The organism is Belliella pelovolcani (assembly GCF_900156785.1).
Lineage (GTDB): Bacteria > Bacteroidota > Bacteroidia > Cytophagales > Cyclobacteriaceae > Belliella > Belliella pelovolcani.
In genome coordinates, this window is sequence record NZ_FTOP01000001.1 from 16,207 (window position 1) to 31,234 (window position 15,028).

Sequence of the window (15,028 nt, forward strand, 5' to 3'; positions counted from 1 at the left end):
AGGAATTAAAAGTCTTTTGCGAAGATATTCCTTAATCTATTTGATTCAGTCGATTTCAAAAACTAAACATACAGCTTTATACTTCGTATCTATCAGCAGACTTTCATTCTTAAACTTCCTATTTATGAAAAATTTACTCACAGCACTGTTTCTTTTTCTAGCTGTTTCTTTTTCTTCATATGCTCAAGATGGATTAGGAGGGATTCAATTCAATGGAGGCATTCCCGTTGGAGGCTTTCAACCCGAAGTAGGCAATATCTTATTTCCTTCCATAAGCATTAGCGGACTTTATCAATTGCCCAAAACCCCATTTTTTGTCGGAGGAGAACTGGGTTATGGCCGCTATGGTACAGCTATGACAAGAAGTCGCGACATCATCAATGGTACAGACCAAAGGTTCAGAATCCGTAGGAATAATAATGCCATCAACCTTACAGGAGTAGTCAGGGTCATGCCTGAGACACCCTTTTGGGTTAGACCCTTTGTAGAAGGACAGTTTGGAGGTATTCATACCTATACAAGATCCAAAGTCAGGGAAAATAGATTAGCGGATCCGCTTTCCTCAGGCACAGAAGTCTACGATTGGGGATGGATCTATCAGCTGGGAGGAGGCTTGATGATTCCCTTGGAAAAAAGTAAAGAGACCTTCTTAGAGCTAAGGGTAAATTATGTCCAGACTAGCGAAATGGATTTCCTCACTAAAAGAGACGCTAGCTACAATGACCAAGGTCAAGTAACACTCAGCCCAAGAACAGCCACATTTCAAATGATCCAACCAAGTATTGGGGTGAAGTTTGCATTTTAATGGGTTATTAGTTGAAAGTACAGGTCTACAAATCAGAATTAATTTGATATTAATTGATATTGGATATTGATAGATATTGGGTTTGGTAAGCTATTTTTGTGAATAGATAACCTTATGAAGTATATCCACTTTTCACCTCAAATCATATAACAAAATATTGGTTAAATCTACTGATCCACTGATAACCTAATAACTTTTTTACGCTCACGTGAATCATAATCCATAAACAAGCCCACATTAGCGGATAATCACTTTCTGGGATGAAATTCATTCAACACTTGTCTCAAATAATCTCTATCTAGGTGTGTATAGATCTCTGTGGTGGTGATGCTTTCATGACCGAGCATCTCTTGGACGGCACGGAGGTCTGCCCCTCCCTCTATTAGGTGTGTCGCAAAACTATGCCTGAAAGTATGCGGGCTTACATTTTTCTGAATTCCCGCTAATTCCACTTGCTTCTTGATAATCAAAAAAACCATCACTCTAGAGAGCTTTTTCCCTCTTCTATTCAAGAAAACAAACTCTTCATGGCCTTTGGCTATGGTCTGGTGGACACGAACCTCATCAAGGTAAAGTTTGAGATACTTCAATGCATCTGAGCCTACAGGAACCAAACGTTCTTTGTTGCCTTTTCCAATCACTCTGAGGAAACCAATATCTGCATAGACATTGCCCAGCTTCAAATCTAGTAGTTCTGAAACCCTCAAGCCCGAACTATACAGCATCTCCAGCATCGCCCTATTTCTGTGACCTTCTGCCTCTCCTAACTGCACGCTTTCCAAGATCTGTGTAATTTCCTCGTAGCTGAGGGTATCAGGAAGCTTCCTGCCAAGCTTGGGCGACTCCAGTAGCTGAGCAGGGTCTTCTTGAATCAAATCTTCGTACATTAGAAATCTATAAAATGCCTTGATCCCTGAGATGATCCTTGCTTGGGTATATTCAGAAATCTCCAAGTCAGCGAGTCCATTGACAAATCCACGCAAGTGTGTAAGCTTGACTTCCAAAGGAGATATTGTCGGAAATTGCTTTTCCATATAATTACTCAGCTTGGATACATCCTGCTGGTATGCCAACAAGGAATTTTTGCTCAGAGACCTTTCGAGTTTGAGGTAATGTTGGAATTGCTTCTGATAGGAGACCCAAGTGGACATAGCGCGTTAATTATTTTTTGAATAAAACTGATAAAATCATCCCTTCTTCTTTGGAATCAGACCATGTACCCAGCACATGAATGCGAAATAAACGATAAAAAAAATCACCCCACCTAAAATTGTCATCCAGACATTTTGCCCTTTATTTAACCAGAATTGCTCTACAAGCATGAAAACAACGACTATTGGCAGACTTTGAATGAACAATTTCCTAAATGTCATATCTAGTTTATTCATAATTGCTTTTTAAGATTAGAGTTCTATTGGTCAGGTTAAAGGTATTCGGAGAGAGCTGCCAGATTTTGAATTAAAGCTGATTTAAAATTAAATAACTTCTTCAAAAAAACTGACAGGTTTATGCAAGTCTCCATTAAATTTAAAAATAATAAAATTGATTTATTGATTAAGTAAGAAATCGGAACTGTAAAGTTTGGCTTGGTTGGCAAACATATAGCAATATTCCACCATTCTCTGTGTAATCTCTTTTTTATCAAATAACTTTGTTTGCTCAAATACAACCACTAACCAAAGACATTTTGAAAATCATCATCATCAACGGACCCAACCTCAATTTACTGGGCAAGCGTGAACCAGAAATCTATGGCAGCCAGTCATTTGAGGAATTCTTCGAGCAACTCAAGCAAAAATACAACTCCATTCACCTCGATTACTTTCAAAGTAATGTTGAAGGAGAGATCATCAATAAAATTCACGAAGTAGGGTTTTCATATGACGCCATCCTCCTCAATGCGGGTGGCTATACTCATACGTCCGTGGCCATCTCGGACGCCATAGCGGGGGTAAAGACGCCTACTCTTGAAATTCATATATCCAACATCTACAAGCGAGAGGAATTCAGACACAAGAGTATCATCACTAAAGAGTGTGTAGGCATGATTTCTGGCCTTGGACTCAGAGGATACGAACTTGGAATCCAATACTTTATCACAACCTAACAAACCTATGACCACATTTTCACCAGGACCTTCCAAGGTCTATGATACCCTACCGGGATATTTGCAGGATGCTTATGATGCTGGTATTTTGAGCGCTAGTCATAGGAGTGCGGCTTTTATGAACCTTTATAAGGAAACTGAAACCTTGATGAAGGAAAAGCTACACATGCCTGATGATTACAAGCTTTTGTTCACCTCCTCTGCAACAGAAAACTGGGAAATCATCACACAGTCTGTTGTGCAAGATGCCAGTTTCCATATTTTCTCTGGCTCATTTGGTAAGAAATGGTACGAATATGCCAAATACATCGAGTCCAAAACAGACCTTCTAAAACTAGATCCTAACGATACCATCTACGTAGAAAGCCTTCAAGTGCCAAATCACTGTGACCTGATCGCCATCACGCAGAATGAAACCTCCAATGCTACTCAGGTAAGTATGGACACGATTAAGGCAATAGGTTCGAAGTTTCCCGAGAAAATGATTGCCGTAGATACGACTTCCTCCATGGGGGGCATAGCGCTGGATTTTTCAGTAGCAGATATTTGGTATGCATCAGTTCAGAAATGCTTTGGGCTTCCTGCAGGCCTAGGTGTGCTGATACTCTCTCCAAAAGCCATCCAAAAAGCCAAAGACAAGGGTGAAAAAGGCCGATACAATAGTCTGAACTTCATGCTCGAAAATGCTGAAAATTACCAAACACATTATACACCAAATGTATTTGGCATCTACTTGCTCAATAGAGTGCTGCAAGATATCCCAGAGATCCAGCACATTGATGAGGTGATCAGGACTAGAATGCAGCAATTGGAGTATGCTGTGGCCATGACTTCCCAAATGAGCCTGCTGATCAGCAATGAAGCTGCAAGGAGTTCCACAGTACTGGCTGTATCAGGGAAAGAGGAGTTTATCAAAACTATCAAGAAATCTGCCGAACAAGTAGGTTTGCAGCTTGGTGGTGGCTATGGGCCATTGAAGGCTACGAGTTTTAGGATCGCCAACTTTCCAGCCATCACTGATGAAGAATTCCAACAATTAATCAACTTTATCAAACAATACTAATGGGTACATTCGATCTTAAAGAAGTATTATCGGTCACCTTGATCCTCTTTTCTGTGATAGACATATTGGGATCAATCCCCATCGTAATCAACCTCAGAAAGAAAGTAGGGCATATTGAGTCTGAGAAAGCTACCTTAGCTGCGGGCGTATTGATGATTCTTTTCTTGTTTTTGGGAAAATCTATTCTCAACCTATTTGGAATTGGCGTAGAGGATTTTGCCATAGCTGGTGCATTGATCATATTTGCCTTAGGTGCAGAGATGATACTAGGCATTGAGCTTTTCAAACCAGATCCCGATGCAAGTGGTGGGGCATCTATCGTACCGATAGCTTTTCCCCTGATCGCGGGTGCTGGCACATTGACTACGATTTTGACTTTAAAGGCAGAGTTTGATCAGATCAATATTGGGATAGGCATCATCATCAATCTTGTCATCGTCTATGTAGTGCTCAAAAGTACCACATGGCTAGAGCGAAAACTTGGGAAAACTGGTTTGGATGTACTCAGAAGGATTTTTGGAATTATCCTATTGTCGATTGCGATAAAAATATTTAAGACAGCACTGACTTCTGGAGACCTGGTGTAGTAGGATCGAGAGCAGCTTTATATAAAAATCAATAAACTCTACCTGCTCTTTAAGCTGAATCGATTTATTATTTACAAACGTAAAATTAGGAATTAATTTGAGCTAATACTTAAGATAAAAGCTGACTAATCATCAAGAGGATTATAACACTCCCCATTTGTTGGACCAAAAGTATCAGTTGCTAAGTTAATTTATTTATTTGTTAATATATCCTTAGTTGTCCTATTTCCCAAAGGTACCCTTGGGAAATAGGACAACTAACTTTTGCTTTATGCTGCTTTTTGGGTTGGCCCAAAATATCTTTCTCTGGACTTCTCCCTTGTGGTATGATGAACCTTTTGGTTTGTAATATAGACTGCTTCGGGGAACCTCCAATACTTCACACTGTTTCCTTATAGAAAGCCCCTTATAATCGGAACAAACCAATGTCGCCCGGTCATTCATATCCCCAGTTTCTTGCAGCTTTTTTTTAAAAAGTCATTCTCTACTTTTAGCTCTCCGATCTGGGCATAGAGCTGCTCAAGGGCAGGGCCTTCTTCCTTTTTCTTTGAATGATTCTTTTCAAATACAGCTGACATATTATCCAAAAACTCACCCTTCCACTTGGAGATAATCACAGGTCTAACATCGAACTTCTTGGACAATTCAGCCAACGTAAACTGATTCTTGATTGCTTCAAGGGCCACTTTTGCCTTGAACTCAGGAGAAAACTTTCGTCTTGTTTGCTTATTCATAAGGTTAAATTTAAACGGATTTTTTTAACTTAACCTCTGGTCTCAATTTTGGGGAATATTATATAAGAACAAGTTTTAAAATTACTTCCAAAATTGTTTAATTTAACTTTTGATCTAGAAATAGCCACAGGGGAAATTTTATATTTATAAAGAAATGGAGATAAATTAGAAAACTCATTGTAGCAAACAGGGCAATCATCTAGAAGTACGAAAAGAAATCCTTCATATTCGCCTATATCAAATTCTTCAACAAGTTCATATAATCTATTATTCATCACAATATCATACATAAAACTAATTCTAACCTTCTTCTTCTTTTCAGATTTTTCATAGCTGTGTTCATGAAAAAGATGCTTCCCGTTTATCCTATTACATGTAAAAGAGATACAAAAGCAATAAAAACATAGGCTAATAATGCTTATTTCACAACAAACTCAAAGTTCACTTTACCCATTTTTCCATCTGCACTTAGGACTTCAAAATTGCCTGCAAATATGGATCGAATGTCTGAAGTATAAAGCTCAATCTCCGCTTTTCCATTGGAATCTGTAAAAAGATAAGGATACCATCCCAACGTATTTCTATAATCAGCCTCAGGATCATTTTTTGATTCATGATCAGGATATTCTTTGGCTTGGAATCCTGCCCCTACAAAAAATCCCTTCGTCCTTGTCATATTATACAACTTCATCAATTCTTCATCCGTGTATTTTGGGTATTTGTAAATTACTCTTCTCCAGTTTCCTAGACTCAAATCATAATGTTTACTTGCATTACCAAAAACTTTTTCTCTATCACTATCAAAAACCTCTATATATTCACCTCCTTCAACTGGCTTAATGTTCTTATCAGCGCAATAATAGCAGTTTAAAACACTCCATACATGTCCAAATCCATTACACAAAAAATCATCATTAAAATCTAATTTTGCTCTTTCAGCTAATTCACCAATGAATTTTTCTCTTTCTTGCTCAATACGCTTTCCCCTGACTACAAACTCACTGAGCAGAATCATATTCCTATCAAAAGCAGGGAGATCTAATTTTTGCTCTGAACTACCATAATCTATACTTGGATAGTTAAAATTTGCAGTTTTTAGAACCGATTCTAAGTCATCAAAGGGGTCTTTTATTGTAAGAATTATTTCACTTGATCCTTTTGGTAGGGCTTTTATGTAGAGGTATTCATCTTTTCCAAAGTCTAATTCTTCCGGATAGATTTCAAAATTCCCCTCTCGATCCAATGGAATAAATGCTGTGTTACCTTCATTATCTCCCCTAAATAAAAGCCCATAATTGGAATCATTCTCTTTGCTAGAATTCCTATATTTTATCTGGCCAGTAAGCTTATTTCCTAGAGGGTATTCTACTGTTCTATAGTTTTCAAATTTTTGTTCCAACCAAATGTATTTTTCAATATTGCTCGATTCTAGAATATTATTGATTTTTCTAAAATCATTTTCCTCTGATAAACCTAGTATTGATTCAAGATTTGGATTCGTCCCCATTTGTGTAATTATATGGGCAAAGGTATATAAGCTTCTATTGTATCTAGAATTCTGGTAAAGCTTGTCCGATACAGTTCCTCCTATTTGTACACCTTCAAGCGGGGTGCCTTTTGAATCTTTCACTGTAAAGGTGACTTTAACTTTTTCTCTGCTTCCGTACTCCTGTTGATTGAGCTTGGCTTCAACAATCAGTTTTCCATTATTCTCTATCCATGTTAATCTTTCCCCAAGTGGTTCAGCTTGATCATTGAATATCGCGATCTCTGCTATTCCTGAGGGAATATTTGTCAATGGAATCTTAATTTGGGAATTGTCTTCAAGTATCAATTCATGGAAAACATGCACGATACCCCTCACTTGTAGCCTCAAAAAGTGTTTTTGACCAGGCCAAGAGGTTTGTATTGTCATCAGGAGGGTGTCAGCCAAAGTATTTAGGTTAATGGTGACCCCGCGATCCTCGATCTGATCAAATACGGTCATTGTATCTGAGGGTGTATCATTCCATAAAATTCTGTAAGATGACCCTTTCTCTGGCTTTACTTTAAATTTACCCAATCCTTCACTTCCCATATTGATGAATTGAAGTATTTCTCCATCTTTCAACAATACTCCCTGCCTTGATTGATTTTCATTATTATCCCCAGCAGCTGACAGCATTACAAAGCTTTCTTGATTATGAATTAATTTTCCACTTTCTGGGTGAAAGGTTATCTCTTTGGGATTTGTGATGTCTTTCAGCTCTATTCTTTGGAAAACATGCTTATTTCCTAAAGTAACATCCAGGTCAATCCATTGACTTCCTGTTCTATTGAGAGGAATTTCTAATCTTCCTTCAAGATTTGACTGAAAGGTGGTTTCATGTATTGATTTCCTTTTTGAGTTGAGCCAAGTAATTTGAATTTTAGCATCTGACAATCTATTACCCTGCTTATCAGATACGATCAGGCTTAAAGTGTCAGAATAATCATCTTGATCAGATAAATTGTGTCTGATGATGATCTCTGGATTGATAAACTGTCTGATCTCTATCTCCTTAAAAGCATGGTAGTCTTTCATTTCATGATAGACGGATGAAGGCGAATAGGCTTCCAAATTGTAAATACCGGGATTTAGGTTTTCATTTAAGAGAACCATACCATCTGTGAATCCTGAGTAAATGCCATACTTCTCTTCCCAAAAAACTTCCCTACTTATTTGATTCACTAATCTTAGATACAAGATGCTATCTCCTTGGTATGGACTTAAAAATTGCCCATCAAGTTGCAAAAATTTGAACCAAAGCTGCTCTCCAGTCTCGTATATATCTTTGTCTGTCTGCAAATACTCAATAGGTCTGGCATTTTTCCTTGCTTTTTCTTCAAATTCTGCAACCAATACTTTCTCGTACAAAGTTTGGCTTTGAACAAAATTGCTCAAGCTTAAAAAAATTAAATGTAAAATAAGGCGGTATTTAATCATCCCAAGTTACTTTATCTACTAATGTTTTGTCTGTTTCTGGTGATATATAATCCAATGCTTTGATATGTGACCCTTCCAACCTCAATACAATGGGGTAAATACTTTTATTTGAAGTTAATAAAAACTCATTATCTAAATCAATCAATACATTATCTCTATTTCTTAAATCAACACCTATTTTATTTTGTAACATTTTCAATGATTCAATAGCTGTGAGTATAAAAAAAATATCATTTCTCTCAATGTTATTTTTAATGTATTCTTCTACACCTGAGATACACCCTTGACAACCTAGTCCCGGGAGTATTATCACATATTTATAGGACGAAATTCCATCCAGCTTTGTTAATTGTTGTTCGTAATAAACTTTGCCTTCGTCTTTACTTTCACAAGAAAATAAAAAACAAATTGAGGCACAGATAATGAATACTGAACTTAATAACCTAATTTTCATTCTCTATTAGCTTAAATAGTTTAAAAATCATATAATCTTCATTGCTTGATTGAAAATCAATGTACTCTATAAGAAGTCCATCTTGAGACACCATCATATTATCAACATTCCAGTTTTTTAATGTCCCAATATTCGTTTTTCCCAATAAATTGAACTTGTGATCATAAATGATGATGCTGATCGACTTTCCAGATAAATCTTTAAAACCTCCAGTATCTGACAATCCATTCATCAAAACCCGATAATATACATTTTTATATTTATCAAATTTGATCCCTGCATAGATATCTGATTCGATCAAGTGATTGAGCATCATTTCTCTAGTAGGTCTCTTATTTGAGATGGGCTTTACCGTTTTTGAACCACTTTCAAGCGCCTTGATTTCATTCAAATCTTCACTTTCAAGGGAAGCAGTGAATAGGCTATTGGATATCGGAAAACTATAGACCATTAATTTTTCAATTGGGTTCCAATCATAATGTACGGTGGTATAGTAAGGATCATCCCAATTGAACTTGCTACCATATATAGTTTTTGGATAAGAGTGGTTATAAACTATTTCATTGTTGTCTAAACTCAAAGAAGCCGTGAATTTGAAAGAATTCAAGATATTATCAGGAATAGCCCACATGAAACTACCCGAAAAAACCAATTTGTTATCGACCTTAATGAATGGGGTAACGGTTTTAGGGAAAAACTGCGGATAAGATAATATCCAATTATTATCATTCATTGGTGCATTGTTTATCAGCGAAGTTACACTTAACTTTTTTCCTTTATCATTTAACAAAACCAAGTCATTCTTGAGCATATCGAAGACAAATATTGAATCTCTATTCAAGATATGGTATCCCACTGGTCTTAGTACTTGATTCTCTCCCTCAGATGTAAGAACCGTTCTTTCCAGGTATTCATTTTGACTTAAATCGTACCAATAAATTGAGGCGTTGTAGGCATTGAAAAAAGTTAGGATATTATCTTCTTCTAATAATTGAATAAAAGGAGCTTTGGGTGGGCTGACACTATCTAATGGGATGACTAGTCCGTCTTCTTCAGTTAGGGCAAACCTGTCTTGGAAATCACTACTATCAATAGATTTTTGATTACAATAAACCAAAATCAAACATGAAAGCAATAGAATAATTAGTTTAGTAAATTTAAACATGTAGATAGAATAAAGAATTTAAAAAAGAGGCTGTCGTCAAAATTAGATCAGCCTCTTTATATTTAGAAAGTTTTACAAGTCAGATTTCATTAAACTAAGTTTTTTTGAACTATCATTGACTAATAAAAAATATTATCCTCTTACGGCTCTAAGGTAGGAGGTGGCGGAAGTTCAGAACCTCCTCCAGTACCGGGCTGACCATTTTGTGGAGTTGTTGGATCACATTCAGTATAACCAATAGCAGCAAAGCACATTTTCGATAATGAACATTTCCCATTCATTATAACCCCTGGAGGACATTCTGCATGAGTTGGATTTATCCCACTGAACGCAATCAGTAAGGAAAAAGCTGCGATAAAGTTTAAACATTTTCTCATCATAACAATTTTTGTTTTGGTTAAAATATGATTTTCAATGACTCTAAAAGTTTGACCACTAATAAAGCTGTTTACAAGAAAGAAAGAAGCAATTTTTAGTTTAAAATATTTTGAATAATTTAAGTTTATAAAAATAACAAAATGAAAGTTATTTACACATTAAATCTGTTTAAATCACAATTCTATATGTTCATACTAGATATCTTTAGTTTAAGAAAAGTTATCAGTTTTGTGATTTTTTAATTGGAATGAAGGCAGGTATCGAAGTATTTAGGTATTTATTTCGTCCGTCCCGAAGGGACTTTTGGGGATTTTTTTCACCACGTACCTTTATACTTTGCGAATACATACCTCAAATAAATATTGTTAAAACATTCAATCCCCCTTCTTCATCACAACAGCGTCAATAAAATCAATACCAACCTTCTTCTTTTTATCAGGCTTTTCATTGGTATGTTCTTGGAAAACTAGTTTACCTTTAATCATTTTTGTACCAAGCTCTGGAGAATTGCCTATCCTTTTCAGTTCAATTATTTCAACCTGCTTTACGTAAGATAACCCATCTACCTTAAAGTAATCAATTCTAAAATCAAGTTCTCCGTTCAAGTAAAACTCCATAACATTTCGATGAGTAGAAGGCACTTTAAGAATTTTTGCTTGAATAGAATTAACATGATAAGAATCAATATTAACCAAATAAACAATCTCTGATTGGCTTCCTCTTCTAGCCAGTTTGACAAATTTCTCACCATCCTTTTCTAGTAAATCTTCAAATATCCAATTAGAAGTAGCATTAATTTCAGGCATATACAGTGTAAGTCTTTCAAACCAATTCTTTTTTGATAAAAACTCGTCGATAAAAGCATCATGTTGCTGATCAGGTGGTCCAAATTGGAAATCAAAGCCAACAAGTTCACCAGCTTTAGCATAGGAATATTTTTGCTCACCATCTACATTGATAAGTTTTTTAAAATATACATCATCATTGTTGACAAACTGATTTTTCCCAGTAGCCCTTCTGAATCCTTGAGCATCGTATAAAATCTCCATCTCATAATTGAATGTCGGCTCACCATCTTCAATTACTCGTTCTGAATAACTTGCTAGTCCTGTATAACTTTTGGTATAGAATGTTTTTTCTACCATTTCCATAGTCTTGAGATAAAAATCAGATGGGCTGATACCAATATCCACAACTGAGACTCCGCTCAGCTCAATATCATTCTCTTCTAATAAAACCTCATTGATTTGATCTCTTTTAAGTTGACTAATTTGTAGTGTTTTGACCTCGTACCCCATGAATGACACCTTGATCTCCTCATCTGAGTATTTGGAAGGAATAGTCAAGGAACCCATTCCGTCTACATTCGTTACCACCCCTTGAAGAGAATTGCCGATTTGAATATGAGCATAACTTACTGGTGCAGCATCAGCTGCTCGCTTGACAGCAAAAGTATATGTCTGCCCAATCGCTCCCCAACAAAACAACATCAATCCGAGCAACGTAAAAAAACTCCTCATAACTATTCCAATTTAAATTTATAGACTACAATCTCTTCATTATTAGGGTTTCCACCAGAACCATCAGCAAAATAATAATCACCTATTTTTCCTATGATTGCAAAAGAAGTGGGGACTTCTACATCACCAATCAGCACCTTCCTCTTATAAATCTGCATTCGTTGAGGGTTATCTGCATAGTCAAAGCTAGTTCTATCGGCAACACCTTCTGTATATGTTCTAAAAACCATATCATCTTCAGGAATATATTTAATATGCCTGTAAAAACCCTTTTGTGCTCTATTTGGCCTCCAGTAGGTATCATAGTCTTCCAAATTATTGACTTGAACGTAGTCCTGAAGCATCCCTTTTCCACTTACTCCAAATGCTTCTTTAAAATTAAAATCCCTATCGGCTATATAGATCAAAGAGTCTGGCTCAAAGCTAAGATAGATATCTTCGCCTGTTATATCATGATAGTAGAAATCAAAATGTGGTATATATTTATAATTGAGATAAATAGCTGGCTTCTTTCCAAGTATTCTTAGAATCTTGCCAGTCTTCAAGTCAAACTCTCCATAATTGGCTGTTTCTTGATAATATTTGTCATGCATCAGAAAATTCAGCTTTGGGTTTGAGGTCTCTATTTTCGTATAAAATTTCCCTTCTCGTACAAATATTTCATTGTTTACATATTTGACTTCATAGATACCAGGATCATCAGGTCGCGGGTTGGATTCAATCTCCTTCATAGAGCTGTTGTGGTAAAAGTCCAAGACGGTTCTCTGTGAAAGCTCATTATTCCTATCAAATTCATAGATGGTATATCCACTCAAAAAATATTTGATATCACCATTCATGCTAAAACTCTCAAATCTTTGTATTTCAGAAGGACCTTCTCCTTTGGTAATAGGTGCATCAATAAAATGACCCTCAGAATCGAATCTCAGTAGTTGAGAATTGAGTTTGTCAAGAAAAAATAGCTCACCATTTTGTAGAAATGAATTCCCTTTGCCTATCAAAAAATCTGATGAAAAATCAATTTTCAACAAAGAAACTGTATTAATAATATCAGGACTCTTTATCGAAGTTATTGATAAGTCTAAAGAGTTTTGATCTCTTGTATCATTACAGGCTAAAATTATAAATATTAAAATAAATAGTTTTTTCATAGTATAAAGAAGTTCCCCCCTAGTAAAAACCAGAGGGGAGATTTAACTTAATTCATTTCTGGCTCTTCAATGATAATTTCAAAAGGTTCACAATCAGCTGTGGCTTTACACTTAAGGTAATCACAAGATGCTCTTAGACTAATTTTATGACCAGGTAAACAATATCCCATTCCAACAGAATGGCATTTTGCATTGTCACAACTGGCTTCTGCGGATGATTCAATAGGATTCCATGTAAGCGCCATCACTCCTGCTAACAAACTGAATAAAATTTTCTTCTTCATAACAATTTTTGTTTTGGTTAAAATATGATTTTCTTTGACTCTAAAAGTTTGACTACTAATAAAGCTGTTTACAAGAAAGAAAGAAAGAAGCAAATTTTTAGTTTAAAATATTTTGAATAATTTAAGTTTATAAAAATAACAAAACAACAGTTATTTACACATTTTATCTGTTTAAATCACAATTCTATATGTTCATACTAGATATCTTTAGTTTAAGAAAAGTTAAAAGTTTTTGTGATTTTTCAATTGAATAGAAGGTTAGTATCGGAGTATTAGGCAATTATATCGTCCGTCCCGATGGGACTTTAGGGTGGTGTTCGCCTTTTTATTTGTGGATGAAACCTAACATTAGGATATCGGTCGTCACGAGGGGACTATTTGAGATTTGGATACATATTTTTTTTCTTTGCGTCACTTTGTGTTTCTCTGTGGCTAAAAGAAAAAGAAAACCACAGAGAAAAGTTTTGAAAGGAATTAATCTTACTGTTTTTAAATCCTATTCGTACGCTTTTCTGTGGTAAAAGAAAAACTGTGTTCATCTGTGTTAATCCGTGGTAAAATCCCCCTTTCAGAATCCAAAGATCAAAGGGAACATGAACACCACTAGGATTACCCAAATCACATAGATTGGCAAGTAGTCAACAATACTTTTCCCTATTTTGGAAATAGACTCTTTATCTCGAATCACTTGTATTAAGGTCTTGGAAACACGAAGCAGATGAATGAGCATTAAGATATTGATTCCCAAAACGGCAGTTCTGTTTGGCGTGAAACCCCAAGTAGATATTCTAAATGCGATGGCAGACAATGCCACCGCATTGACTACAACAGTCACCCAAGAAAGTAAAGTAAGCACCCAGATTGCTGAGCGACTCTTTTCTTGAGCAGAAGTTTCTGCTACTGAGAAGAAAATCAAGCCCATCACTCCTATCAACAAGACGTTGAATAACAAAAGGAATTCCCTGTCATTGTATGGGTCTTTTCCTGACAAAACAATCGCCCCAAGGTAAATCACCAACATCACCAAAACCAAAGGACTGAAAATTCTGGCGATGACAGGGGATACTTTATTAATCAGCTGAGGATTGCTTTGGGTGAGTTGCGTAGCAACAAGCGGAGCTGCGGCCAAGCCAAACACAGCTATATAGTTCATATAAAATTCTCCGATATTCAAGCCTACCAAACCAAATAAGCCTAAAGTCACTCCAGTCAATATCCCTCCACCTATCAGCAAAAGTCCTCCCATAATGACTGTATCTCCATTGTATCTCAAAAAGGCCAACCTTCCCGAAATTGACGATTTTCCTACAAAAGAATAACCCAAAATAGCCCATAATAAAATAGGCAAATGCATACACACCAAAACCCAGGTATCACTTGTTTCATCCGCGGGAAGGACATTGATATACAGCAACAAAATTCCCAAGATGACAGCTAATATGGCTATAATTTTTTCACTGAGTTGATTTTTCCAAGCGAAGTATGCGGTCAAAAATGGAAAGACTATAAAGCCAATGTTTCTAGGATAAAAGAGGTCTTCTTTCAAATCAAAGATGACTGGAAACTTCGCATAAATTCCTGCAATCAATGCAGCTATAACTATAAATCTCCATTCCTTAAAACTCCCCCAAGTAATGGACTCCGCGTCATAGCTCAATCTTTCATGCCAAAATTCCGCCCAAGGCTGATCTTTGATCTGTTCATAAATAGCAGTAAACTCTTGACGAAATGCTGCTTTATTTTTTCTGTACAATTTCTCCAATTCAGCCGGCTGATCTTGAAGTGAAATAATGGATTGCTTCATGGTGTATGTCT

General features: G+C 36.1%; 13 protein-coding genes. 4 read left to right on the forward strand and 9 right to left on the reverse strand.

Annotated elements, in window-relative coordinates; genetic code table 11:
• Positions 1 to 124: 124 nt before the first annotated feature.
• Complete coding sequence (locus BW935_RS00075) at positions 125 to 805, forward strand: outer membrane beta-barrel protein (RefSeq protein ID WP_076497347.1); 681 nt, start codon at positions 125 to 127, stop codon at positions 803 to 805.
• Between the two features lie 248 nt (positions 806 to 1,053).
• Here BW935_RS00075 and xerD read toward each other — a convergent pair whose 3' ends face one another.
• Positions 1,054 to 1,956, reverse strand: a complete 903-nt coding sequence (gene xerD, locus BW935_RS00080; protein WP_076497349.1) for a site-specific tyrosine recombinase XerD — start codon at positions 1,954 to 1,956, stop codon at positions 1,054 to 1,056.
• A gap of 536 nt (positions 1,957 to 2,492) precedes the next feature.
• Here xerD and aroQ point away from each other — a divergent pair.
• Genes aroQ through BW935_RS00100 form a run of 3 tightly spaced genes read left to right on the forward strand, consistent with a single transcriptional unit; the run spans position 2,493 to position 4,562 of the window.
• Positions 2,493 to 2,912, forward strand: a complete 420-nt coding sequence (gene aroQ / locus BW935_RS00090) for a type II 3-dehydroquinate dehydratase (protein ID WP_076498102.1) — start codon at positions 2,493 to 2,495, stop codon at positions 2,910 to 2,912.
• 7 nt (positions 2,913 to 2,919) lie between these two features.
• Entirely contained in the window at positions 2,920 to 3,975 is a 1,056-nt protein-coding gene (locus BW935_RS00095) for an aminotransferase class V-fold PLP-dependent enzyme (RefSeq protein WP_076497353.1), read from the forward strand.
• A complete protein-coding gene (locus BW935_RS00100; protein ID WP_076497355.1) occupies positions 3,975 to 4,562 on the forward strand; it encodes a MarC family protein in 588 nt (195 codons plus the stop codon). Before BW935_RS00095 ends, BW935_RS00100 begins: the two co-directional genes overlap by 1 nt.
• A 440-nt stretch (positions 4,563 to 5,002) precedes the next feature.
• Here the strand turns inward: BW935_RS00100 and BW935_RS00110 are convergent, their stop codons facing one another.
• From BW935_RS00110 to BW935_RS00155, 8 genes are all read right to left on the reverse strand, one after another.
• Complete coding sequence (locus BW935_RS00110; protein ID WP_076497358.1) at positions 5,003 to 5,296, reverse strand: transposase; 294 nt, start codon at positions 5,294 to 5,296, stop codon at positions 5,003 to 5,005.
• A 418-nt stretch (positions 5,297 to 5,714) separates the two neighbouring features.
• The gene (locus BW935_RS00120; protein WP_139325464.1) at positions 5,715 to 8,219 is read right to left on the reverse strand and encodes a hypothetical protein; all 2,505 of its coding nucleotides are present in this window, start codon (positions 8,217 to 8,219) and stop codon (positions 5,715 to 5,717) included.
• A gap of 34 nt (positions 8,220 to 8,253) precedes the next feature.
• Positions 8,254 to 8,715, reverse strand: a complete 462-nt coding sequence (locus BW935_RS00125; RefSeq protein WP_076497364.1) for a hypothetical protein — start codon at positions 8,713 to 8,715, stop codon at positions 8,254 to 8,256.
• Complete coding sequence (locus tag BW935_RS00130; protein ID WP_076497366.1) at positions 8,705 to 9,880, reverse strand: DUF4221 family protein; 1,176 nt, start codon at positions 9,878 to 9,880, stop codon at positions 8,705 to 8,707. The genes BW935_RS00125 and BW935_RS00130 overlap by 11 nt, the downstream gene beginning before the upstream one ends.
• A gap of 752 nt (positions 9,881 to 10,632) precedes the next feature.
• Positions 10,633 to 11,778, reverse strand: a complete 1,146-nt coding sequence (locus tag BW935_RS00140; protein WP_139325465.1) for a carboxypeptidase-like regulatory domain-containing protein — start codon at positions 11,776 to 11,778, stop codon at positions 10,633 to 10,635.
• 2 nt (positions 11,779 to 11,780) lie between these two features.
• Positions 11,781 to 12,929, reverse strand: a complete 1,149-nt coding sequence (locus BW935_RS00145) for a hypothetical protein (protein ID WP_076497372.1) — start codon at positions 12,927 to 12,929, stop codon at positions 11,781 to 11,783.
• Between the two features lie 47 nt (positions 12,930 to 12,976).
• Positions 12,977 to 13,213 carry a hypothetical protein gene (locus BW935_RS00150; protein ID WP_076497374.1) on the reverse strand — a complete coding sequence of 79 codons (237 nt, stop codon included), beginning with the start codon at positions 13,211 to 13,213 and terminating at the stop codon, positions 12,977 to 12,979.
• A gap of 568 nt (positions 13,214 to 13,781) precedes the next feature.
• Entirely contained in the window at positions 13,782 to 15,017 is a 1,236-nt protein-coding gene (locus BW935_RS00155) for a DUF4153 domain-containing protein (RefSeq protein WP_076497376.1), read from the reverse strand.
• Positions 15,018 to 15,028: the final 11 nt, after the last annotated feature.

Bases quoted from the DNA above. Each gene is read 5' to 3' on its own strand.
- BW935_RS00125 (WP_076497364.1), bottom strand. From the start codon at position 8,715: ATGAAAATTAGGTTATTAAGTTCAGTATTCATTATCTGTGCCTCAATT.
- BW935_RS00140 (WP_139325465.1), bottom strand. From the start codon at position 11,778: ATGAGGAGTTTTTTTACGTTGCTCGGATTGATGTTGTTTTGTTGGGGA.
- BW935_RS00145 (WP_076497372.1), bottom strand. From the start codon at position 12,929: ATGAAAAAACTATTTATTTTAATATTTATAATTTTAGCCTGTAATGAT.
- xerD (WP_076497349.1), bottom strand. From the start codon at position 1,956: ATGTCCACTTGGGTCTCCTATCAGAAGCAATTCCAACATTACCTCAAA.
- BW935_RS00095 (WP_076497353.1), top strand. From the start codon at position 2,920: ATGACCACATTTTCACCAGGACCTTCCAAGGTCTATGATACCCTACCG.
- BW935_RS00130 (WP_076497366.1), bottom strand. From the start codon at position 9,880: ATGTTTAAATTTACTAAACTAATTATTCTATTGCTTTCATGTTTGATT.
- BW935_RS00100 (WP_076497355.1), top strand. From the start codon at position 3,975: ATGGGTACATTCGATCTTAAAGAAGTATTATCGGTCACCTTGATCCTC.
- BW935_RS00075 (WP_076497347.1), top strand. From the start codon at position 125: ATGAAAAATTTACTCACAGCACTGTTTCTTTTTCTAGCTGTTTCTTTT.
- BW935_RS00155 (WP_076497376.1), bottom strand. From the start codon at position 15,017: ATGAAGCAATCCATTATTTCACTTCAAGATCAGCCGGCTGAATTGGAG.
- BW935_RS00110 (WP_076497358.1), bottom strand. From the start codon at position 5,296: ATGAATAAGCAAACAAGACGAAAGTTTTCTCCTGAGTTCAAGGCAAAA.
- BW935_RS00150 (WP_076497374.1), bottom strand. From the start codon at position 13,213: ATGAAGAAGAAAATTTTATTCAGTTTGTTAGCAGGAGTGATGGCGCTT.